The organism is Ferruginibacter albus (assembly GCF_020042285.1).
Classification (GTDB): domain Bacteria; phylum Bacteroidota; class Bacteroidia; order Chitinophagales; family Chitinophagaceae; genus Ferruginibacter; species Ferruginibacter albus.
The window spans coordinates 831,493-856,480 of record NZ_CP083388.1 but is presented as its reverse complement, the minus strand read 5'-3'; the positions used below and the strand labels follow the sequence as shown (position 1 = coordinate 856,480).

Genomic DNA, 24,988 nt, shown 5'->3' with positions numbered 1-24,988 from the left:
AGTTTGGCATAACTTTATTCAACGATCTTTATTCAAAATCTTTTTCTGAATTTGTCGGCGTATGAAAAAAATAATTTCTTTATTACTATTAGTATCATCTTGCAAAACTTTAAAAACAAACAGCATTGTAATGTTACCTATTTTTGATAAAGAAGGTCATCGCGGTTGCAGAGGGTTAATGCCTGAAAACACCATCCCTGCAATGCTGAAAGCACTCGACCTGGGAGTTACCACGTTGGAAATGGATACGCATATAACTAAAGACAGCTTGGTTGTTCTTTCACATGACGCGTATTTTAACCATGAAATCACAACAAAACCCGATGGAACTTATTTTACACAAGAAGAAGAAAAGAACTATATACTTTATAATATGCCCTATGCAGAAATAAAAAAATTTGATGTGGGTTTAAAACCCCATCCCCGTTTTTTGCAACAACAAAAGATAGCTGCTTATAAACCTTTATTAGGTGAGTTGATTGATAGTGTAAAGCGCTATTGCCAATTGCATGATAGGGCGCTGCCTTTTTTAAATATTGAAACAAAATGCTTACCTGAGACAGATAATATTTACCATCCAAAACCTGATGTGTTTGTACGTTTACTAATGAATGTTATCATTGCTGAAAAAATCGAACCCTATGTGATCATTCAATCTTTCGATCCAAGAACCATACAACTTATTCATCAACAATATCCCAAAATAAAAACAGCATTGCTTGTTGAAGATTATGATAAAAGAAGTTTAAATGAACAATTGAAACAGTTAGGTTTTAATCCCACTATCTATAGCCCAGATTATTCCTTGGTAAATGAGAATTTACTACAACAATGTCATCAGCAAAATATCAAAGTAATTCCCTGGACTGTAAATGATAAGAACGAAATAAAACGCTTAAAAAATTTAGGCGTAGATGGTATTATAACTGATTACCCGAATTTATTTTAAAGACTTATGTCAACCCAATCTCATAGTGTCTTTCAGGAATTTCCACATCTGTAAATCCTTTTTTAACCAGCCGGTTTTTAAACTCCAGTTGTACAGGATATTCTCCATGCACCAGGAAAAGTTTTTTTACCTCTGCAGGATTTTGACATGCCAAAAATTGGCTAAGGTCATTGTAATCTCCATGAGCACTTAAACTTCTTATCTCTCCTATCTCCGCATTTACTTCGTGCTCCTGCCCAAAGATGCTTACTTCCTTTGGATGCAGCTTTAACCTTCCACCTAAGGAATGAGGCTCACAATAACCACAAAGCAAAATAGTATTGCGGCTGTTTTCTATATTATTACTGATATGGTGCTTTACTCTTCCTGCCTCTGCCATTCCACTTGCTGAAATAATAACACATGGTTCTTTATGAAAATTCAAAGCCTTGGATTCATCCACGCTTTTAATAAAACGTAAGCGTTTAAAATCAAAAGGATCATCGTCGGTTTGTAATACTTTTTGAATTTTAGCATTAAAGTATTGCGGATAATTTTTTACGATCGCAGTGGCTTTCATACTTAAAGGACTATCTACAAAATAGTCAAGGTTGGGCAACCGGTTTTCCATTTCCAGTTGATTTAGTGCATATAACAGTTCCTGTGTTCTACCAACGCTAAATGCAGGAATGATCAGTTTGCCTTTTTTCTGCAGGCAGGTTTTTTCTATCCATTGCAAAAGGCTGTCAGGCGTAGGATTTGCATCATCATGCAGGCTATTACCATAAGTGGATTCAATAATTATATAATCTGCCTGCGGAAAAACCTTCGGCGATTTTAAAATAACATCTCTGTAGCGTCCTACGTCACCGCTAAAGGTCAATCGTTTGGTACTACCATTTTCTGTGATCTTTAAATTAACAACAGCACTGCCGATAATATGCCCGGCATCTGTATAACAAAATTCAATGCCGTCTTCAATCTTATACCAGGTATCATAATCCACATTCACAAAAAGGTCTCTTGCCATTTTAGCATCTTCAAGCGTATATAATGGCTCTAAATAAGGCAAGCCTTGCTTGGCTCTTTGTTTGTTGGCAAATTCCAACCCGCTCTCTTGTATATCGGCAGAATCTTCCATCAAAATACCCGCCAGATCTGCTGTTGCAGGTGTTGCAAATATCTTTCCCCGATATCCTTCTTTAACCAGCTTGGGAATTAATCCGCAATGATCCACGTGGGCATGCGATAAAATAAGATAATTAATTTCCAAAGGATCAAAACCCCAATCCCTGTTTAAAATATCAGTTTCTTCTCCAAGTCCCTGGTACATTCCGCAATCCAATAAAATTTTGCGTCCATTCTTCAAAGTTAATAGGTGTTTGCTTCCTGTTACGGTACGTGCTGCGCCGTGAAATGCTATTTTCATTCTATAAGTTTATTATGACAAGATGTGGTTTATCGGGAATGTGCAATTATTAATTATACAATCGTTATTCTAAATTAAGTAGAAAATATTGAACAAAGATTTTTAAAATCTTACCTAATTTTTGAATAGAAAATAAAATTATGGGAAGAAAATCATGCTGTTATTACAGCTAAAAACAACAACCTGTTAAACCGTACTGTTTATCTGTCGTTAAACTCTCAAAATCGTTACCTTTGCCGCCTGTCAATTTGGCTTTAACCGGTTTTAAGCATCAAATTTGACAACAATTATAATTTTAAAGATATACCCAATTATATGATAGGTTTTTTATCAAAAATTTTTGGCGGCAATAAAAGTGAAAAAGACGTCAAGCTAATTTCTCCGCAGGTTGAAAAAATAAATCAATTTTTTGCTTCTTATCAATCTCTTTCCAATGATGAATTAAGAAATAAAACTGTTGAATTCCGCCAACGCATTAAAGAGCATTTGGCTGAAATTGATGCGCAGATCGATAACAAAAAACAAGAAGCAGAAGCTTTGTCTGTAGATGATATTACCGGAAAAGATGCATTGTATCGTGAGGTAGATGAGCTGAAGAAGGATCGTGATAAACAGATCGAAGAAATATTAAAAGAAATTTTACCCGAAGCATTTGCTGTGGTAAAAGAAACAGCTCGTCGTTTTTCAACGAATGCTACTCTAGAAAGTACAGCTACGGAACTGGATAAAACATTAGCTGCAAAAAAAGAGCATATCACTATCAACGGTGATAAATCTGTTTTTAATAATACATGGACGGCCGGTGGTGGTAAGGTAACCTGGAACATGGTACATTACGATGTTCAATTGATCGGTGGCGCTGTTTTACACTCCGGTAAAATTGCCGAAATGGCTACCGGTGAAGGTAAAACGCTGGTGAGTACATTGCCTGCATATTTAAATGCATTGGCCGGAGAAGGCGTTCATATTGTAACGGTGAATGATTACCTCGCTCGTCGTGATAGTGAATGGAACGGACCGATCTATGAATGGTTAGGATTAATAGTTGATTGCATCGATAAACATCAACCTAACAGTGATGCCCGTCGTAATGCATATAATGCAGATATCACTTATGGAACTAATAATGAATTCGGGTTTGATTACCTGCGTGATAACATGGTGCACAACCCGGATGAAATGGTGCAACGCAAGCATCATTTTGCAATGGTGGATGAGGTGGATAGCGTATTGATCGATGATGCAAGAACGCCGTTAATTATCAGCGGACCGGTTGGACACAGTGATAACACGCAACAATTCTTTGATCTTAAACCAAGAATAGAAAAAATTGTAGAAGCGCAAAAGAAAGCAGTCAATCAGTTTTTAATTGAAGCTAAAAAGAAGATCGCCGAAGGCAACGATGATCCGAAAGATGGTGGATTGGCCTTGATGAGAGCGCATCGTGGCTTACCAAAGAACAGCGCTTTAATTAAGTTTTTAAGTGAGCCGGGTATTAGAGTAAAATTGCAAAAAAGCGAGAACTATTATCTGGCCGATCAGCAAAAGGAAATGCCAAAGGTTGATACCGAATTATTTTTTCATATAGATGAAAAAAATAACCAGGTTGATCTAACAGACCAAGGTATTAACTTAATTACAAGAAGCGGCGAAGATCCTGAATTCTTCATCTTACCGGATATTGCTACAAAATTGGGTGAGCTGGATAAAAGTGATCTACCCGCCGACGAGAAGCTGCATCAAAAAGAAATTCTGATCAATGATTATTCTGTAAAAGCAGATCGCATACACACCGTTAATCAACTATTAAAAGCATATACCTTATTTGATAAAGACGTGGAGTATGTGGTAATGGAAGGTGAAGTAAAGATCGTGGATGAACAAACCGGGCGTATTTTAGATGGTCGCCGTTACAGCGATGGCTTGCACCAGGCAATTGAAGCAAAAGAAAATGTGAAGATTGAAGCTTCTACGCAAACCTATGCTACTGTTACGTTACAAAATTATTTCCGTATGTATCACAAATTGTGTGGTATGACGGGTACTGCAGAAACAGAAGCAGCAGAATTATGGGATATCTATAAATTAGATGTGGTAAGCATCCCAACAAATATTCCTGTTACGCGTAAAGATGAACAGGATCTGGTTTATAAAACAAGACGTGAAAAATTCAATGCAGTTATTGATGAAGTAGAGCGCTTACGCACTGCCGGTAGACCTTCCCTTGTTGGTACAACATCCGTTGAAGTAAGTGAATTATTAAGCAGGATGTTAAAACAAAAAGGCATTCCACACAATGTATTGAACGCAAAACAACATGCTAAAGAAGCACAGGTAGTTGCAGAAGCAGGCTTAGCCGGTGCTGTTACCATCGCTACTAACATGGCTGGTCGTGGTACGGATATTAAATTAGGGCCGGGTGTAAAAGAAGCGGGTGGTTTAGCAATTGTTGGTACCGAGCGTCACGAAAGCCGTCGCGTAGACAGGCAGTTGCGTGGTCGTGCCGGTCGTCAAGGAGATCCCGGAACTTCTCAATTTTTTGTTTCATTGGAAGATGATTTGATGCGTATGTTCGGTAGCGAACGTATTGCATCCTTGATGGACAGAATGGGTTATAAAGAAGGAGAAGTAATTCAACACAGCATGATCTCAAAATCGATTGAGCGTGCGCAAAAGAAAGTAGAAGAAAACAACTTCGGTATTCGTAAGCGTTTGCTCGAATACGATGATGTAATGAATAAGCAACGGAATGTTGTTTACGGAAAACGTAATCATGCCTTGTTTGGTGAACGTTTGGCATTGGATCTCGATAATGCTTTTTACTCCGTTGCAGAAAGCTTGATCAATTCTTTCAGAGAAACAGGAGATCATGAAGGTTTCAAAATGGCAGTGATCATGAACTTTGGAATTGAAACCGCAGTAACCGCTGAGGAATTGGATAAAGTTGATGTGAATGCTATTGCTGAAAAATTATATGTTGAAGCAAAAACAAATTACAATAGAAAAGTAAAAGCATTAAGCGAACAAACTTTTCCTGTAATTAAAAATATCCGCAAAGAGCAAGGTGCGCATATTGAAAATGTCGCCATTCCTTTTACAGATGGTAAAAAAGGAATCCAGGCTTTGGCTAATTTGGATAAAACCATTGCTACTGAAGGCGCTGAACTAAGCAATGCATTGGAACGCAGCATCACACTGGCTTTGATCGATGACGCATGGAAAGAACATTTACGTACAATGGATGACCTGCGTCACAGTGTACAAACGGCAGGTTACGAACAAAAAGACCCCTTGGTTATTTATAAGATTGAAGCATTTGAAGCATTCCGACAAATGAATGACCAGGTGAATAAAGACATTGTAAGCTTTCTTTGTCATTGCAGCATTCCTGTTGAAACTAACCAGCCTGCACAAATAAAAGAAGGCAGAGAACAAAAGACCGACATGAGTAAAATGCGCCAACGTAAAGAAGAATTTGCAGGTGCAGCATCCGGTAGCGGTCCTGAATATTTATCGCAGGAAAATGATTATATCGATCCATCTGCTCCTATCAAGCAAGAACCGATAAGAGTAGAAAAAACTCCGGGAAGAAATGACCTTTGTCCTTGCGGCAGTGGTAAGAAGTATAAGAACTGTCACGGTAAAGAAGCATAGAATCCTTATTTGATCGAAATAATATCATTACTCAACATTATTACAAAAGCCAAACTTATTCAGTTTGGCTTTTGTAATTTTACTTAATGAATATAGCCCCTTATATAGATCATACTATATTAAAGCCTACCACTTTAATAAGTGATATTGAGCGCATTTGCAACGAAGCAAAAGAATACGGTTTTGCTGCAGTCTGCGTTCCGCCTTTATTTATAAAGCAAGCTAAAGGGCTAACAAAAGACAGCAATGTAAAAACGGCAACTGTGATCGGTTTTCCGTTTGGCTATTCTGCAGTGGAAGCAAAAATTGCAGAGATCATTTTAGCTATGGTAGACGGCGTGGATGAATTAGATGTTGTCATCAATATATCTGCAATAAAAAATAATGACTGGCAATTTTTAGCAAATGAGATAAACAATATCATACCTATCATTAAAAACAAGAACAAGACCATCAAGGTTATTATTGAAAGCGGTATACTGACCAACGATGAAATCATTAAATGTTGCGACATTTATGGTGCAGCCGGTGTTGATTTTATGAAAACATCTACTGGGTATGCCGAAAAAGGGGCAACTCTAGAAGCAGTAGCTTTAATGCGTAAGCATTTGCCCGACAGTATTCAAATTAAAGCCAGCGGCGGCATAAAAACCTATAATTTTGCTAAAGAACTGATTGACGCCGGCGCAACCCGTTTAGGATGCAGCAGCAGTATAGCAATTGTAACTCAATCAGCAGAATCAAACGGAGGATATTAATGAAGAAAATAGTTTTAATAGCAATCACCAGTTTCGTTTACACTTCGCTGTTAGCGCAGGATTCTGCTGCTGCAAAAAATGTTTTCGTTACAAAAGATTCAAGACTTGATATTTTGGCAAAAAAAGAAGCAGAGTTTAATGAAGCAGATGGTGCATTAACCGGAAAATATACAAAGGGCTATCGTCTATTAGTATTAAATACTACAGATAGAGCGCAGGCTCTAAAAATAAGGGCACAGCTATTGCAGTCATTCCCTGATGAGAAAATTTACATGACCTTTCAGGCACCAAATATTAAACTAAAGTTTGGAGATTTTTTAGACAAGGATGAAGCCGAGAAATATAAAAGTGAACTGGAAGATTCAAAGATCATAACCGGCAATATTTATGTAGTGTCGGAACTGGTAGAAAACAAACCTTCAAAAGAAACAACCACACAATAAATAATTAGTGAGCGACTTATTACTTGCATCAATAAAAGATCTTGCAAAAAAATATGCAGCAGAATTTATCGCTGTTCGTCATCATTTGCATGCGCATCCCGAATTAAGCTATAAAGAATTTGAAACATCTGCTTTCATTCAAAAAAAATTAAAAGAGCTTAATATCCCTTTTGAAATAAAAGCAACCACAGGTGTAATCGGATTGATCAAAGGTAAAAACCCGAGCAAACGCGTTGTGGCTCTACGGGCAGATATGGATGCATTACCGATCACAGAAGAAAATAATATAGATTACAAATCAGTAAATAATGGCATCATGCACGCATGTGGGCATGATGTACACACTACCTGCTTATTAGGCGCCGCAAAAATCTTAAATGAATTAAAAGACAGTTGGGAAGGAACGGTTAAATTAATTTTTCAGCCGGGTGAAGAAAAAAATCCCGGAGGTGCCAGCTTGCTTATTAAAGAAAATGTTTTAAAAGATCCTGCTCCGCAGGGAATTTTCGCTCTACATGTTCACCCAACATTAGAAGTAGGTAAATTAAGTTTCAGAGGTGGTATGGTAATGGCAAGTGCCGATGAACTGTACATAACGGTAAAGGGTAAAGGCGGACATGCAGCTGCGCCACAATCTGCCATTGATCCCATATTAATTGCATCACATTTAATTATTGCATTACAACAAATTGTAAGTAGAAATAATAACCCATTCAATCCTTCCGTATTATCCATCACCGCTGTTAATGGAGGCTTTACTACCAATGTAATTCCTTCAGAAGTGAAGCTGATGGGGACTTTCAGAGCAATGAACGAAGAATGGCGTTTTAAAGCGCATGAGCTTATTACAAAACAAGCTACAGAACTAGTGCAGAGTATGGGTGGCGAGATTGACATCACTATTGATGTAGGTTATCCATTTGTATTAAATGATGCAGCCCTTAGCAGTGCTTCAAGAAAAAAAGCAGAAGCCTATGTTGGCAGCAATAATGTAGAAGAAACAGAATTGCGGATGGGTGCAGAAGATTTTGCTTATTATACACACCAGATTCCCGGTTGTTTTTTCAGGTTAGGCGCCGGCAACAAAGCAAAAGGAATTACAAGTGGCGTGCACACTCCTACTTTTAATATAGATGAAAGCGCTATTGAAATTGGCATGGGAATGATGGCGTTATTAGGTGCAGAAGGATAATTAAAGTTGACAGCCATATTCGTGAATTAAAGTTCGTGTAACGAAAATTAATTATGACAACAGAATCAAAAAAGCAACAGGCATTGGAATATCATTCCAAAGGAAGGCCCGGAAAGATCGAAGTTGTTCCTACCAAAGAAGCAAAAACACAGCGAGATCTATCATTAGCGTATTCTCCCGGTGTGGCAGAACCATGCCTGGAAATTGCAGCTCATCCGGAAGATGTTTATAAATACACAGCAAAAGGTAACTTAGTAGGTGTTATCAGCAATGGTACCGCAGTATTAGGTTTGGGCGATATTGGGCCGGAAGCAGGCAAACCGGTAATGGAAGGAAAAGGTGTATTATTTAAAATATTTGCAGATATCGATGTATTTGATATTGAAATAAATGAAACCGATCCCGAAAAGTTTGTTCAGATCGTAAAAGCATTGGAGCCCACGTTTGGAGGCATCAACTTAGAAGACATTAAAGCGCCTGAATGTTTTTATATCGAACAAAAATTAAAAGAGCAGTTACGCATTCCCGTTATGCACGATGATCAGCATGGCACCGCTATTATTTCATCTGCTGCATTATTAAATGCATTGGAAATTCAGAAAAAGAAAATAGATAAGGTTCGTTTTGTAGTAAATGGCGCCGGCGCTGCAGCAATCGCTTGCATGCAACTGTATGAATCGTTGGGCGCCGACCACAGTAACTTTATGGTGTTTGACAGAAAAGGAATTATTCATAAAGGAAGAATTGATCTTGATGAAAGAAAACAACATTATGCTACCGAAGAAAAATACAAAGACTACGATCTGGCAAAAGCATTAAAAGATGCAGACGTATTTATCGGCTTAAGTGTTGGTAATATTATTAATGAAGAAATGATCAAAAGCATGGCAAAAAACCCTATCGTTTTTGCCATGGCAAACCCTGAGCCTGAGATAATGTATGATGTTGCAGTTGCTGCACGCAAAGACGTTATCATGGCAACCGGAAGAAGCGACTATCCGAACCAGGTAAACAATGTACTGGGCTTTCCATATATATTCCGGGGTGCTTTAGACGTTAGGGCAACTACGATCAATGAAGCGATGAAATTGGCTGCAGTAAAGGCTTTAGCAGAACTAGCCAAATCTCCTGTTCCCGAATTGGTGAACCTGGCCTATAACGATAAAAATATTTCTTTTGGCCCTGCTTATATTATTCCAAAGCCTGTTGATCCTCGTTTATTAGCAGCGGTGGCACCTGCTGTTGCAAAAGCAGCTATGGAAAGCGGTGTTGCCAAGCAGCCCATTGCCGATTGGGATACGTATGAATTAGAATTAAATAAACGGTTGGGATTAGACAACCAATTAAGCCGTGCAATAGGAAATAAAGCCAGGCAAGCGCCTAAACGTATTGTTTTTGCTGATGCAGAGAACATACGTGTATTACGTGCAGCGCAAATGACATTGGAAGAAGGCGTAGGATACCCGGTACTGCTAGGTGACGAGTTCAACATTAAAAAGATTGCGGCTGAAAATAAAATTGACTTGGATGGTATTCCAATCATCAATCCAAAAGATGAGGCGCATACAGAAATGCGTCAACAATTTGGTGACCGTTTTTTTGAAAACCGCCAGCGCAAAGGCATCAACAGGCACGAAGCTTATAAGTTGATGAAAGACCGCAACTATTTTGGATGCATGCTGGTTGAAACAGGCGAAGTCGATTGTATGATCAGCGGATTAACAAGAAATTATCCTGATACTATTCGTCCTGCCATACAAACCATCGGCACGGAAGAAGGCGTAAAAAAGATAGCAGGTATGTACATCATGTTCACTAAACGTGGACCAATGTTCCTGGCTGATACAACCATTAATTTTAATCCAACTGCGGAAGAGTTAGCTGAGATAACTTTATTAGTAGCGAAGGAAGTGAAACAATTCAACATTACACCACGTATTGCAATGCTGTCATACTCTAATTTTGGAAGCAGCAATTCTCCCGAAGCTAATTTAGTTCGCAATGCAAGAGAAATAGTGAAAGCAAAAGATCCTAATTTAATCTGCGATGGCGAGGTGCAAGGTATTTTTGCATTTAATAAAGATATTCTGAAAGAAAATTATCCCTTTGCAGAAATATTAAATGGTGAAGTAAATACATTAATATTTCCTAATCTTGCTGCAGGTAATATTGCTTATAATTTATTACAGGAGTTAGGAGGCGCTGATAGTATTGGTCCCATCTTATTAGGATTAAAGAAACCCGTGCATGTATTGCAATTAGGCAGCTCCGTTCGTTCCATCTACAATATGGCTTTAATTGCTGTAGTAGATGCACAAATGAAATGCATGAACAATGCGCAAGAAGAGGTAAAGAAAAGCAGATGGTGGAAGAGCAAATGATAAGACGATGATTAATAACCAGGAATTGGATTAATTTGTACCATAAACTAATAAACGAGTAAATCAATAAACAGAAAATGAATTTCTTTACACATTTTGGAAGATATATACTGATGATAAGAGGAATGTTTTCCAAGCCGGAAAACATGAAAATGTATTGGAAAGAGTTCATGCATCAATGTTCAGAGATCGGTATTGGCTCATTAGGAATTGTTTCTATTATTTCAATTTTTATGGGTGCGGTAAGTACTTTACAAACCGCATATCAATTGGTAAGCCCTATTATACCTGCTGCTACTATTGCACAGATTGTACGAGATACTGTTATATTGGAATTTTCGCCCACGCTGGTTTGTATTGTGCTGGCAGGTGTGGTTGGCAGCAAAATTGCAAGCGAATTAGGTAACATGCGGGTAAGCGAACAAATAGATGCCTTGGAAATTATGGGCATTAATACCAAAGCATATTTAATAATGCCTAAAATTATTGCTGCGCTCATTACAATTCCAATGCTGGTAGTTCTTTCAATGGTATTGGGAATTTGGGGTGGCCGTTTTGCCGGTGCTGCAACCCATATTCTTTCAACCGATACTTATGACAAAGGGTTGATACAGAATTTTGTTCCTTATAATATTTGGTTTGCATTGATCAAAGCATACACGTTTGCATTTATCATCAGCAGCATTCCTGCTTATTTTGGATACAATGTAAATGGCGGTGCATTAGAAATTGGTCGCAGCAGTACAAAGAGCGTGGTAGTAAGCTGTATTATGATACTGTTTGCCGATTATGTGTTGGCAGCAATTTTATTATAGATCTCTTTTAATCTATTTCACACAACGAAACTAAGAATACGAAGTACACTAAGAAATAGATTGTTACTTTGTTTTCATTACGCACTTTGTGTGAAATTTTATAGCAGTTTATGATCGAATTTAAAAACTTAAAGAAAAGCTTCGGAGAAAAAGTGGTGCTCAATGATGTAAGTCATGTGATGGAGACAGGCAAATGCAATCTTATCATTGGTACCAGTGGAAGCGGCAAAACCGTTTTACAAAAATGCCTGGTAGGGTTGTTTGAGCCGGATCATGGTGAAATTATTTACGATGGGGTGAGCTTTACTCATATGGAATCCGAGCAACGTAAAGAATTACGTCAGCAAATCGGGATGCTGTTCCAGGGCTCTGCCTTGTTTGATAGCATGACGGTAGAACAGAATGTAATGTTTCCTTTAGATATGTTCTCTAAATTAAACTCTTCCGAAAAGATAAAACGAGTAAATGAGGTTTTGGAAAGAGTGAACCTGAAAGATGCCAATAAAAAATATCCTGCAGAAGTAAGTGGCGGCATGAAAAAAAGAGTGGGTATTGCAAGAGCTATCGTACTAAATCCAAAATATTTGTTTTGCGATGAACCCAATTCGGGGCTTGATCCTCAAACATCCATGGTGATTGATAAGCTGATCCATGCAATTACAAAAGAGTTTAACATGACCACCATTATTAACACGCATGATATGAACAGCGTAATGGAAATTGGGGAAAATATTTTGTACATGTACCAGGGGCAAAAAGAATGGAGCGGTACCAATAAAGAGATCATCTTCTCAAAAAATCAACGCCTTAACGAATTTATTTTTGCTTCAGAATTTTTGCAGGATGCCAAGGAAATGCGGATGTTGGAAGCACAAGGAAAGATCGAGAAATAAGTTGAATTGTTAAATGCTTATTAGAGTGAGCAGCTCATTCGTTTGGAGAAAATGTTCAATGATGATATGCTGTATAAGTGAGTGACGCAACAATGACGAGTAAACGCAGATAGCTTGTACAGAAAATAAATTATTACTGGATAACGTAATCACCTTTCTTATCGATCATAATGATCGGCAATTCTTTCTTTTCTTCAAAATAGTCAAATGCTTCTTTAAGAGTAACAGCAAAATGTTGTAAGGGCTGATTGTCTTTAGTAGTTTGAGCCAGGTACTCCATCGATTTTTTTACATTATACTTAACAGGAAAAACATGCACAGGAATAAAATCCTGTCCCTGCGCTTTTGCATATGTTGCCAGCAAATAAACCTCTTCTACAGGTGCATCCGAAATAGCGATACAACCGGTAGAAACACAATTTCCATGAATATAAATGCCGCCACCCGGGCGCAAGTGCATAGAATCACTTAAAATTCTGTCGGAAGCATTCGGATAATTTAACCCCAAAGCCAAATGATAATTGCTGTTTGGATTGAACTCATTAATATAATAAAATCCTTCCGGCACCTGGAAATCTCCTTCCATACGTTTTGGTCCCATGGTACCGCTTTGCATGCAAACATGGTAGGTCTTAAATAACTTAAAATTTTCTTTCAGATCACTCTTTACCCAGATCTCCAATGTCTTGTCGTACTTGAAAGAGCGAACATATATTTCTTTTGGAGGAAACGCCAGTTTCTTTGTTTCAAATTGTTTTTTTAAAGTGTCCTGGATGCGGTCGAGATTATTGTCGCTACTAAAAGACGGGGCGCTGATGGCTGTTACAGCGTTTTGTGCAGATGCAGCAAGACGAGTTGTTGCAATAGCAACAATAAAAAGAAAGATAAATCTTGCCAACAGTTTTTTCATCAAAAAATAAATGGGGGTTACAGCACTTGATACTGCAAAGTACAATAAATAATTAAGTCAATTTACTAATTATGTGAATTTGGGGAAAATTTTACATTTCAATAGAAATACTACTCCATACATGCAGCAGCATTTATATTTGCAGCATGAAAAAAGCAGGCATCCTTGGTGGTGGTCAATTAGGCAGAATGTTATTACAAGCTGCAGCCAATTATCCCGTTGAAACTTTTGTAATGGAAAATGATGCACAATGCCCTGCAGCGCATTTATGTCATCATTTTACCAAAGGGGATATTAGCAATTTTGATGACGTTTATAATTTTGGTAAAGACCTGGATGTATTGACTATTGAAATTGAAAGTGTAAATGAAGAGGCATTGGAAAAACTGGAGAAGGAAGGCATAAAAGTTTATCCAAGTCCGGGTGCTTTGCGTGTTATTAAAAATAAAATTCTTCAGAAACAATTTTATAAAGAGAACGGGATCCCTACCAGCAATTTTATTGTTACACAAAATATAGAAGACATTCGCTCCAATGCATCTTTCCTTCCTGCTGTAAACAAAATAGGTATGGGTGGTTATGACGGAAAAGGCGTACAGGTAATAAAAACATCAGCAGATATTGAAAAAGGGTTTGATGCGCCGGGTGTATTGGAAAAAATGGTGAGCATAAAAAAAGAAATTGCTATCATCGTTGCCGTTAGTAATAGCGGACAAACTGTTTTATATCCCCCGGTTGATATGGTATTTGATCCGATGCTGAACTTATTGGATTACCAGATCAGTCCTGCCGATATCCCTGAAAAAACGCTGTGGAAAGCTGAGGCTATTGCGTTGAAAGTTGTAAAAGGATTACAAAGCGCCGGCTTGTTTGCCGTAGAATTGTTTATTGACATAAATGATGAAGTATTGGTGAATGAAACAGCTCCAAGAGTTCATAATAGCGGGCATCATAGCATTGAGGCTAATTATTCATCACAGTTTGATATGTTGTGGCGGGTAATGCTGGATTATCCTTTAGGAAATACAAAACATATTTTACCGGCTGCCATTGTAAATATTGTAGGCTCCGACGGACAGAGCGGAAATGCTTATTATGAAGGCTTACCTGAAGTTTTAAAAATGGACAATGTGTTTGTACATCTTTACGGCAAACGAACTACCAAGCCCGGAAGAAAGATGGGACATGTCACCATTTTAAGCAACGAAAAACAAGAGCTGATACATAAAGCCAATCTTATTAAAAGAACATTGAAGGTTGTAAGCAAGTAGTTTTATGCACTGAATTTTATGTTGTATTATTTTGTTTCATGCAGAGATACAAAATAAATAAGTCGCTAAGAAACTTTGCATCCTTGTTCCTTAGCGACCTTTTGTGAAAAAGCTATTAAATAGACTTAGTCAATTTTATATTTCTAATTCACTACGATCTTATCGGTAATAACATTCCTGTTATATCCATCAAATAGCTTAATGATATAAATACCTTTAAACAATCCTTCTACATTTATTTCAAACTTATCGTGTGTATTGGTTCCTTGTAATACCAATTTACCCGCTGCATCATAAATGTTGTAACGAAGCGGCTTAGCAGTGTTTTGCTTACATTCTACATTTAAAATTTTAGAAGTTGGTATCGGGTAAAATTTAAAATTCAAACGAGCTTCCCGAACATACTCGGGAACATCATTATTCAATGCCAATACAGTACCGGTATATTTGTACATAATAATTCCTCCTCTATCGGTAACACCACCGTCCGAACCACTGCTGGGACCGGATGTAGAACCAACACTATCCGTCAGTAAATAAAACGTAATACCGTCATTGGCAATAACAATATCTCTTAAGCGGTTTAATGCAGATGAATTTTTAAAATACTCTATCGTATCCGTTCCTGTAACAATACCCGTTCCGGCTGCATCCAACTTCAATCGTAATAAAGCACTTGTTTTTAAAGTAGGAATAAGTAAGCTGTTGCCCCAGTTAGGAATTTTATTAGGAAAATAATAATACGCAATGCTGCTTGGTGCTACCGTAGGATTCGCTAACCAATTACAATTAACACCTCCCGCAGGTGTATTAGGGTACATATCAAAGATGGGGTCTTTATAATTAGGGTCAGAAAACGTTGACTCCTGTATTCCCGTTGTAACTTGCTGGCTGGAACATTCGCCACTATAAGAATTGCAACTACCAGAAGCGCCCCAGCTGAAATAACGATACCATCCGTTATCCAGCTTTCCTGCAACTCTTGGCCAGCCATAATTTTTACCGCTTTCGATCAAATTAATTTCATCGTCGGTCGCAGGACCTTGTTCTGAACCATACAGTTTTCCTTGCGGCACTAATTGTCCTGTGATGTCTTTTTCAAAGGCCAGCCCTTGTGGGTTTCGATGACCTATTGTATAGATATGAGAACGTACTCCGTTAAACACGGGATTATCAGCCGGTATAGAGCCGTCTAAATTCATTCTTAAAACTTTACCAACATAACGGGAAAGGTCACCCGAAGATAATTGCAATGCAGTTGGTGTGTATTGTGCTTTGATAGTATCACAAGAGTTATCAAATTGATTGGCACCTTGATCGCCTATTGTATAAAATAATTTATAATCGGGAGTTCCATAAGTACCCACGTTTCCAATTACCAATCTTCCGGAGTTATGATCATTACTTCCCGGAAGCCCTTTTAATAAAGTTAATTCGTTGGTTAATGACGGTACCGAGCGATTGTACGTATATCGAACAATTTTCATTCTTCGTATCCCTGATGAATCATAACAATAAGAAAGATAAACGTAATCATTTCCGGTGCCTTTATTTAATTCGGGATGTAGTGCAATTCCCAGCAAACCATCCTGCCCGATGCCAGTAACCTTTCCCCCTGAAACGGTGGTAGTAAATCTTACTTTACTATGAATATCCAGTAATTCGGTTTTGCCTCCATTGGTCCTGTTTATCCGGATCACATATCCTCTTTTTTCTGTTACCCACAGCGAATCATCAGGTCCCATTACCATTGCAAACGGATGGCGAAAACGCCCTGAAGAAGTATTTGCATTAATCAATGTTTTTGTCGAAAATATTTCTCCCTGTGCGAAGACTTGACAATTATCAAAAAGACAGATTATTAAAAAGAAGTATAAAATTTTTCTCATTAGTATGGGGAATAATGGTTGAAAATATAAGGTAGGACTACGTAGGTAATCTTCTATAGTTACGGTGAAAATACACTTAAACGAAGAAACTCCTTCAAAATTATTTATTTGGTGTTATAAATAACAAAATAATTCCTAACAATCAGCGTTTATAATTATAGAGAAATAGTGTCTTTTTAAACCTTAACCAATACCTGTAAAACACCTGTTATGAAGAAACGCCTGCGGCTTATTACGAAAGTTGTTTTCTTCTTTCTATTTTTTCACTTCGCTTTTGCTTGTGCATATGCACAGCACAATCCCTTAATTGGTTCAGGCAATAGTTATGTTAATCTCAGCAAAAAAACAACCGGTGGCTTTATACAGGTAGGCGATACATTGGAGATAAGAACCAATTACTTTTTCGGTTCTTCTTATAACAGTGGTAATTCAGGCAATCTTTATAACATAAGATATTATGACAGTATTCCGTTAAAAACAACTATTCTCACCAACGATTCATTGCGCTTGATCACCAATGAAGGTTTAACCTCCCGGAGATATACTTATGCAGGCGGTGATGATGCAGGAACATATACCGCATCTCCCGGTGCAGGACAATACCAGATCAGGATCAACATGGGAACAAATGCATTAAAATCCACGTCTCCCGGAAGTCTTACAGATACTATTGGTTCAAGAACAGCAAAGATCGGAACTACCTATCCTCGCCTTTTTAGTGGTTTATTGATAACTACCTCTTTTAAAGTAGTAGTTACCGGCAGTCCTGGCGACACGATTGTTTTAGGAATAGGTAAGCTTCTTTACAAGAAAACTTCAAGCGGTTCAGATACTACTATAAATGCTACGCCTTATAAAATATTGATCAGTGGCACTACAGCTTCTACACTTTGCGGCAATGCATTAAGTAATAACCTGGCGGCAGAAAAGAAAGGAACTTTTGACAGCGGCACTGTAACAAACAGGTCGTATGGATTAAGTTTTTCCATCCCAAATTATAGTTATGTATTTCCGAGTGCTTCTGTTTCTACGGGAGATGGTAGCTATGCTATCGTAAATAATTTAAGTCCAATCGCAAGTACGGCAACCAATTCAAGATATGCAACAAGTCCTACCAGTTGTTCCGGAGCCCCGGCAGGTTTAAGTTGCAGCAATAGAATGTTTACAGGTTTTTGGGACATTATCGGAGATCATACAGGAACCAATAATTCAATAGGCAATGGCCCGGTTGCTTCCGGTACAAAGGGAGGCTATATGCTTTCTGTAAATTCCGATGTAGTTACAAGTGAGGCATATAACCAAACTGTTACCGGTTTATGCCCAAGTACTTATTATGAGTTCTCCGGATGGGTAAGAAATGTATGTAAATATTGTGGTATTGATTCTGCCAGTAATCAAACATATAAGCCCGGTGTTTTACCAAATCTTTCTTTTAGCATCAATGGTATTGATATTTATGCATCAGGGCAATTGGATACTATTGGCTGGCAGAAAAAAGGATTTGTATTTCAAACAAGTGCTTCACAAACATCTGCCGTTATTTCTATAAGAAACAATGCTTCCGGCGGCGGTGGTAACGACTGGGTATTGGATGACATTTCTATTGGTACCTGCGGACCTACCGCTACAATGAATTATACTCCTTTCTTATTAGGTTGCAGCAGCGGTACATTGGCCAATTTAAGTGCTACAATAAAATACACCTACAATCCCAATTACTCTTATTACGTTTGGCAGAAAAGTACCAATGGGGGTACTACCTGGACAAACACTGCTACCAAGGGTACTATGACCCCTACCATGTCAAGTGGCTATTATCAATATACAACCAACTATCCTTCTTTTATGGCGTATGGTGCAGATAGCGGAACTTACTACAGGGTATTAGTAGCAAGCAGCGATAGTAATCTTCTCAGCAATTCGTGTTCGTTTACCGATGGCAATACCATCATGCTTAAAATAATTGACTGCGGCGGTATCGTTAAATCAGATCTGCTATCATTTAAAGGACAATTAAATTCGGATAATAGAACAACACTTAACTGGAATGTTACTTCGGAAGATAATTTAAGCAAATACGAAATTGAAAGAAGCGGTGATGGCAGAACATTTGTGAAAATAGGAGAAGTGTCTTCTTATAATTCCAACAAACTAACAGCCTATTCTTTTAATGACGAAGAACCTGTAAACGGAAATATCTATTATCGCCTTAAAATAGTTGATACTAAAGGATTGTATAAATACAGCAACATAATTATCGTAAGCAAGTTCTTAAATTTTGAAGTGCGCTCATTAAAAAATCCTTTTAAAGATCTGATATCGGCAGATGTGATCATGCCGGCCGACGGAGAAGTTACATTGTATTTGCACGATACTTATGGAAGACTGATACAAAAGAAACAGCAAAAGATGTTCCGTGGCTTAAACACTGCTACGATCGGCAATCTTGATAATTTAAGTAAAGGTATTTATACTTTATTGGTAGAATACGATCATCAAACAGCACAAAAGAAATTAATTAAAGTTGATTAACTAACGGCTTAGTATAAATAAAAATGTTCCTGCAAAAACAGGAACATTTTTATTTTAAGAACTTATCTCAATTATTGAATAGGTACATCAAAAGTACCGTTGGTTATTGTTACGCTGCCGGAGCCTATTGTTTCCTTAAAGGTTCCTGAGAAAGTACCCGTAACACGATCCGCTGAAACATTTGTTACCACCACTGTTATATTACTGAATTGATAGCCGGCATTATATACCGTTGAACCACTGGTGTACATAGCTGTTATAGCCGGATCAACAGAGGTTTGTGTATAAGTACCGGGTTGAAGGTTACTACTTGCTAAAACAATCCCCATAGTTTCTCCCCCACTGCTGGCGCCGTCAATTTGTATAGCCGTGCCTGTATTCTGCCCTGTTACACCTGTATTGAATGTTTTAGGAGTACCGTTTACACTGGCAGTTATGCTACCCGGTGCCGCAACTCCGCCGGTTACATTTACACTAAAGCTACAAGTGCTTGCTCCCGCAACAGGATTGATCGTAAAGGTTCCTCCTGCTGTTGGGGTACCCGTTCCTGTTAGAGTTATAGTTTGAGCACCGGTTGAACCAAAAGTTCCCGAAGCGCTAAATACCATTCCATCAACAGAAGGCGTACTGACTGTATAGGTCCCCGCCGTAGTTACGTTCACATTCAATTTAACTGTATTGGAGCCGCTTAAGGCTGTACCTGCAGTATAGGTGCCTCCTAACACAAAACCTGTACAAGAACTTGGAGCGCCACCTAATGTAAATGCTGCAGACCCCCCTGATGAACCTGTGCCTGTAACATTTATGTTAAACGTACAAGCATTGGGAAGATCAGCCACTACACCGCTAAATGTGCCATTAGCTTTAGGAGTACCTGAACCTCTTAATGTAACCGTTTGTATTCCTGCTGCATGAAAAGTATCTTCTGCGCTAAATATAAACCCATCGATAGAATCAGTAGAAATAGAATATGGTCCGGGGTATTTAACATTTACCTGTGTTACCAATGTATTGCTTGGAGTAAGTGCTGTGCCTGCTTTATAAGCGCCGTTCAATTTAAATCCTACACATAGTCCGTAGCCGGATGCAGAAACCTCATATACAGCGACAGATGATATTACATTAATAGTAAACTTGCAATTACCTGCACGGGAAGGAATAGTGAAATTAGTAATACCCGGTGTTTGAGGTGTTCCCGATGCGATCAGGGTAACCTGTTGTGGTCCCGGAGTTACAAATGTTCCGCTTCCTGAAAAAGTAATGCCGTTGGTAGTTGGAACAGAAAAATTATATGTGCCGGTAGTGGTTACATTCACATCAAACGAAACCGTGTTGCTAAAAGTTAAAGGAACATCTGTTTTATAATCGCCTGTTAAAACAAAACCTGTACAACCATTTGGTTCTCCGCCTAAGGTATAAATAGCATTCCCTTGTCCATAGCTTACGCTGAACGTACAGCTGCTTGAATCCGATTTAGCAGTATAATTATACGTTCCCGGTGATACAGGTGTTCCATATCCATGCAATGCAATATTATAGATTCCTGCAGAATCGAAATTTCCCGTACCGCTAAAGGTCACACCATTTATAGGTTCTGTTACAATAGAATAAGGTCCTGCTTTTGCTGCTGTTACTTGTGTAACCACTGAATCGCCTACCATAAGCTTAACACCAGCTATGTAAGTGCCATATGTACTGTAACCAAAGCAAGTGCCGCCATCTCCTGCCAGTTTAAAAGAAGAAGATACGCCTCCGTAAGGAGCTACCGGGATCTCAAATTTGCAACTATCCCCTAAAGAATCAAGCAATGCAAACGTGTATTTACCCGAAGTTTGCGGAACGCCGTTTCCGTATAATGTTAAGATATGAATACCGCTATCATTAAATATAGAAGTGCCGCTAAAGAACATTCCATTTACTGTATCAGAAGTAAGATGTAAAGAACCCGGGTGAAGAACCGATAACGTCACCAATACAGAATCTGAATTGGTTAACGGAACTCCTGTAGTATATGAACCGCTTACTGCAGCTGTAATGACATGACCCGTTGTATCAAATACATAGGAACCTGCAGCATGCGCATCTACTATTAATGAAATGGTACAGGTAGTGCCGTTATACGATACCGTAAAAGTTGTTACGCCTGATGAGATTGGTTTACCATGACCATATAAATGAACCGTATTTTTTCCTGTATATCCAAAACGTTGCTCTCCCATTGAACTAAAATACATACCATTCACACTGTCGGTGCTCATAGTAAATGTTCCAACTGCTGTAATGTTTACTTCAAGGTCAAAATAGTTATCATCGGTAAGAGGGATACCTGCTACATATTTTCCATGTACAGTAACCGGGAAACAATCGCCGGTTGTATCACTGGCGCTTAAGGTTCCAATAGAGGGCGGAGTAGTACCATCTGTTTTACTGCATGAATAAAAAACCGTTGCAATACAACATGCAACCAATAAAAATTTTAAAAACTTCATAAACAGATTTTATTTTTTTGTAAGGCGTGTAAAGATATATTTTTATATAATAGGTTGATTTTCTCCGGCAGGTATTGGGGATTCTTCCGTAGGATGGTTTTGAACCGGATTTTGCTGCCTGAAAAATTTCTTTTGAAAAACTAACAATGCAATTACGCCGGTTGAAATGGAGGCGTCTGCCAGGTTAAATATTGGTTGAAAAAATTCAAAGTCGGTATCGCCCCAAATTGGCACCCAGGTTGGTAAGTGTGTCCTTATGATCGGAAAATAAAGCATATCCACCACCCTGCCATGCATAAAACCAGCATAACCTTCTTTGGGAAAAAGCGCTGCCACGTGAAGCGGAGAACTTTCTTCAAAGATCAATCCGTAGAACATACTATCAATAAGATTGCCTAAAGCGCCGGCAAAGATCAACCCTACACAAATTATAAAGCCGGGATGTTGTTTCTTTTTAATGATGTCTTTAATATACCATACGCCAAATATTACGGCAAACAAGCGAAATAATGTTAAGATCATTTTACCCCAGCCACCGCCGAATTTCCAGCCATACGCCATGCCTTCGTTTTCTATAAACAATAGCTTGAACCAATTGCCCGCAACATTGTGAAATTCATTTAAAACAAAATGCGTTTTAATGTAAAACTTCAGTGCCTGGTCTGCCAGCACGATAAGTACAATAATGAATGCAATATTTCTACCCTTCATAAGAGCCGCAAAGATATGTTCTTAGTTGAGAGTTCGGAAGTCGGATTTCAGAAATTTGTTATAAAATAATGTGGCTTAAATTGAATGAAAGTATTGATAAACACTATTCTTCGTAATAAATACGCTTTACCCGCTGAGAAATTCCTGTGAGGATTTCGTACGCAATCGTTTGCGCCCAAGCGGCCACATCACTAACAGGTAGCTCTTTTCCAAAAACAATTACTTCGTCGCCTTCGTTGGCATCAATGCCGGTAATGTCCAACATGATCATATCCATGCAAACATTCCCAATGATGGGCGCCAGTTTTCCCTTCACCCACATTTTACCTGTACCATTACTCAAAATCCTCGGGTAGCCATCGGCGTAACCAATACGCACCGTTGCAATAACAGAATCTTTTGTTGCAATTCCTTTTCGGCTATAACCCACACTTTCACCCTTCTTTACTTTTTTGATTTGAGAGATGGTAGTTTTTAATGTGGTGACATTCTTTAAATGTTGCTGCATCGATGGCGTACTGTCAACTCCGTATAAGCCGATTCCGAGACGCACCATATCCAACTGTAAATTTTTATGGCGATGAATAGCAGACGTATTACCGATGTGGCGGATAAATGTATAACTCAGCTTATCCTGCAAAATTTTAGAACTCTTTAAAAATGATATGGATTGTGCTTCTGTAAAACCATCATGTTCTGCAGCATCGCTGGCAGCTAAATGACTAAATACGGATTGCACTTTAAACACAGTTGATGATTGTAATACTTCAGCTAATGTGTCAATATCCTGTGGTTCAAAACCAAGGCGATGCATGCCTGTATCTAACTTTAAATGCACCGGGTAACTATTGATACCGGATTGCTGCAAATAATTTTGAAACGCATATAAGATATTGAAGGAATACAATTCCGGTTCCAGATTATATTGAAGTAATACATCAAAAGTTGTTTCTTCTGCATTCATCACCATTATAGGCAGTGTAATCCCCGATTTACGCAACTCCACTCCTTCATCTGCATATGCAACTGCGAGATAATCTACTTTATGAAACTGCAACAAATTAGCGATCTCAAAGCTTCCGCTGCCATAGCTAAATGCTTTTACCATTGCCATTAGCTTAACACCGGGATTTAATAATTGCTGGTATTGTTTTAAGTTATGTGTGATAGCAGATAGATCTATTTCCAATACCGTTTGATGAATCTGCTGTTCGAGCAAATGACTGATCTGTTCAAATTCAAAAGCTCTTGCACCTTTTAATAAGATGGTCTCATTATAAAAATGGAGCGAATGAAACTGCTGTCGAAATGCTTCGGTTGATGTAAAGAAATTTGTTTCGGGAATATTGCTGAACGCTTCTTTTTGTTTGGATATATCCAGTCCAATTCCAATAAAGCGGTTGATCTTTTTCTGTTGCAAGATAGCCGCGATAGCAGGATACAACTCTGCACTGCTTTTTCCTGATTGCAAAATATCACTCAATATCAACGTACGTTTGGGATGCTGCTGTTGCTGTTGTAAAAAATCCAATGCAATGGTTAATGAATTGATATCGGCGCTATAACTGTCATTGATGATGGAACAATTGTTGATGCCTTCTTTTAATTCCAGCCGCATTTCCACTGCACGCAAGCGCAACATTTTTTCTGCAATCAATTCCTGCTTAATGCCTAACTGCAACAATACACACCAACAGGTAGTTGCATTATCAATAGAAGCCGCATCGGTAAATGGTATGGTGATTTTTATTTTATCTTCTTTATATAATGCAATAATGATAGTAGCGTTCGCATTGCTTTCAATATTGATTATTTGTAAAGTTGCTACGACTCTTTTACTCCACGAAAAAAGCTGGATAGGATTATTTTGTTTTACAGTAGATGCAAATGCTGCTACCGCTTCATTCATATCGGCATCATCTACATTATATACCAATTGCGGACAATGAACAAAAAGCTTCAACTTTTCATTTATCTTCTGGCGGATATTTAAGAACCCCTCGCTATGCGCTTCACCAATATTGGTAAACGCACCGATGGTTGGCTGGATCATTTTTTCCAACCGTTGCATTTCATCCGGCTGCGATATACCTGCTTCAAAAATACCAAGTGTATGTTGCTCATTCATTTGCCATACGCTTAACGGTACACCAATTTGAGAGTTATAACTTTTTGGATTTCGTACTACATTATAATCATCCTGCAATAATTGATACAACCAATCTTTTACAATGGTTTTGCCATTACTGCCGGTAATGCCTATAACAGGATATTTAAATTGATGCCGATGATATGCTACCAATGATTGCAACGCTGTAAGCGTATTGACAACCTGTAAAATAGTTGCTTCGGGATATTGCGCAATAGCTTCTATTGAAAAACTTTCATCTACTACAAAATTGCGAACTCCTTTTCCGTACAATTCTGTGATAAAGGTATTGCCCGTGCGTCTTGGTCCGGCTAATGCGAAGAATAAAGTGCCGGATGGAAATAAAAGCTTACGGCTGTCTAATAATATATGTTCAACCGTTGCATCCTGCTGTTGTTGCAACTGCTTTGCTTTTATAATAGTAGCTATCTGTGAAATGGAATAACTCAAGGGGTAAATTTAAGAGCTAATTTACAGCAGAAAATTATCTTATGTAATTAATACTGTTGTTAGTCAACAGGCAGCAAAATGAAGCGATACAAAC

Annotated in this window: 16 protein-coding genes; 10 read left to right on the top strand and 6 right to left on the bottom strand. The window is 38.2% G+C overall.

Going from position 1 to position 24,988, the window contains the following annotated elements; translation table 11 throughout:
* Positions 1-61: 61 nt before the first annotated feature.
* Entirely contained in the window at positions 62-949 is an 888-nt protein-coding gene (locus K9M53_RS03745; protein WP_224018134.1) for a glycerophosphodiester phosphodiesterase family protein, read from the top strand.
* Between the two features lie 4 nt (positions 950-953).
* Here the strand turns inward: K9M53_RS03745 and K9M53_RS03740 are convergent, their stop codons facing one another.
* Positions 954-2,357: an MBL fold metallo-hydrolase RNA specificity domain-containing protein gene (locus K9M53_RS03740; protein WP_224018132.1), complete on the bottom strand. Its 1,404-nt coding sequence runs from the start codon at positions 2,355-2,357 to the stop codon at positions 954-956.
* Between the two features lie 315 nt (positions 2,358-2,672).
* On the opposite strand from K9M53_RS03740, the gene secA reads away from it, so the two are divergent.
* The 7 genes from secA to K9M53_RS03705 all read left to right on the top strand — a co-directional run bounded on the left by secA (position 2,673) and on the right by K9M53_RS03705 (position 12,493).
* On the top strand, positions 2,673-6,011 hold the full coding sequence (gene secA, locus K9M53_RS03735; RefSeq protein WP_224018130.1) for a preprotein translocase subunit SecA: 3,339 nt from the start codon (positions 2,673-2,675) through the stop codon (positions 6,009-6,011).
* An 86-nt stretch (positions 6,012-6,097) separates the two neighbouring features.
* Positions 6,098-6,769, top strand: coding sequence for a deoxyribose-phosphate aldolase (deoC, locus tag K9M53_RS03730; RefSeq protein WP_224018128.1), 672 nt, complete (start codon positions 6,098-6,100; stop codon positions 6,767-6,769).
* Positions 6,769-7,212, top strand: coding sequence for an SPOR domain-containing protein (locus K9M53_RS03725; RefSeq protein ID WP_224018126.1), 444 nt, complete (start codon positions 6,769-6,771; stop codon positions 7,210-7,212). Before deoC ends, K9M53_RS03725 begins: the two co-directional genes overlap by 1 nt.
* A gap of 7 nt (positions 7,213-7,219) precedes the next feature.
* Positions 7,220-8,404 carry a M20 metallopeptidase family protein gene (locus K9M53_RS03720; protein ID WP_224018125.1) on the top strand — a complete coding sequence of 395 codons (1,185 nt, stop codon included), beginning with the start codon at positions 7,220-7,222 and terminating at the stop codon, positions 8,402-8,404.
* Between the two features lie 53 nt (positions 8,405-8,457).
* The gene (locus K9M53_RS03715) at positions 8,458-10,785 is read left to right on the top strand and encodes an NADP-dependent malic enzyme (protein WP_224018123.1); all 2,328 of its coding nucleotides are present in this window, start codon (positions 8,458-8,460) and stop codon (positions 10,783-10,785) included.
* Between the two features lie 77 nt (positions 10,786-10,862).
* Positions 10,863-11,600, top strand: a complete 738-nt coding sequence (locus tag K9M53_RS03710) for an MlaE family ABC transporter permease (RefSeq protein ID WP_224018120.1) — start codon at positions 10,863-10,865, stop codon at positions 11,598-11,600.
* Positions 11,601-11,710: 110 nt separating this feature from the next.
* The gene (locus tag K9M53_RS03705; protein WP_224018118.1) at positions 11,711-12,493 is read left to right on the top strand and encodes an ABC transporter ATP-binding protein; all 783 of its coding nucleotides are present in this window, start codon (positions 11,711-11,713) and stop codon (positions 12,491-12,493) included.
* Between the two features lie 133 nt (positions 12,494-12,626).
* Here the strand turns inward: K9M53_RS03705 and K9M53_RS03700 are convergent, their stop codons facing one another.
* Positions 12,627-13,403 carry a L,D-transpeptidase family protein gene (locus tag K9M53_RS03700; RefSeq protein ID WP_224018116.1) on the bottom strand — a complete coding sequence of 259 codons (777 nt, stop codon included), beginning with the start codon at positions 13,401-13,403 and terminating at the stop codon, positions 12,627-12,629.
* A 146-nt stretch (positions 13,404-13,549) separates the two neighbouring features.
* Between K9M53_RS03700 and K9M53_RS03695 the strand changes: the two genes are divergently transcribed.
* Positions 13,550-14,674 carry a 5-(carboxyamino)imidazole ribonucleotide synthase gene (locus K9M53_RS03695; protein WP_224018114.1) on the top strand — a complete coding sequence of 375 codons (1,125 nt, stop codon included), beginning with the start codon at positions 13,550-13,552 and terminating at the stop codon, positions 14,672-14,674.
* Between the two features lie 143 nt (positions 14,675-14,817).
* Here K9M53_RS03695 and K9M53_RS03690 read toward each other — a convergent pair whose 3' ends face one another.
* Positions 14,818-16,563, bottom strand: a complete 1,746-nt coding sequence (locus K9M53_RS03690) for a PQQ-dependent sugar dehydrogenase (protein ID WP_224018112.1) — start codon at positions 16,561-16,563, stop codon at positions 14,818-14,820.
* 210 nt (positions 16,564-16,773) lie between these two features.
* Here K9M53_RS03690 and K9M53_RS03685 point away from each other — a divergent pair, with 210 nt between their 5' ends.
* Positions 16,774-19,095 carry a T9SS type A sorting domain-containing protein gene (locus tag K9M53_RS03685; RefSeq protein ID WP_224018109.1) on the top strand — a complete coding sequence of 774 codons (2,322 nt, stop codon included), beginning with the start codon at positions 16,774-16,776 and terminating at the stop codon, positions 19,093-19,095.
* 71 nt (positions 19,096-19,166) lie between these two features.
* Here K9M53_RS03685 and K9M53_RS03680 read toward each other — a convergent pair whose 3' ends face one another.
* The 3 genes from K9M53_RS03680 to K9M53_RS03670 form a co-directional block, all read right to left on the bottom strand.
* On the bottom strand, positions 19,167-21,584 hold the full coding sequence (locus K9M53_RS03680) for a hypothetical protein (RefSeq protein WP_224018107.1): 2,418 nt from the start codon (positions 21,582-21,584) through the stop codon (positions 19,167-19,169).
* 42 nt (positions 21,585-21,626) lie between these two features.
* Entirely contained in the window at positions 21,627-22,295 is a 669-nt protein-coding gene (locus tag K9M53_RS03675; RefSeq protein WP_224018105.1) for a lipoprotein signal peptidase, read from the bottom strand.
* Between the two features lie 103 nt (positions 22,296-22,398).
* The gene (locus K9M53_RS03670) at positions 22,399-24,894 is read right to left on the bottom strand and encodes a bifunctional UDP-N-acetylmuramoyl-tripeptide:D-alanyl-D-alanine ligase/alanine racemase (RefSeq protein ID WP_224018104.1); all 2,496 of its coding nucleotides are present in this window, start codon (positions 24,892-24,894) and stop codon (positions 22,399-22,401) included.
* Between the last annotated feature and the right edge of the window lie 94 nt (positions 24,895-24,988).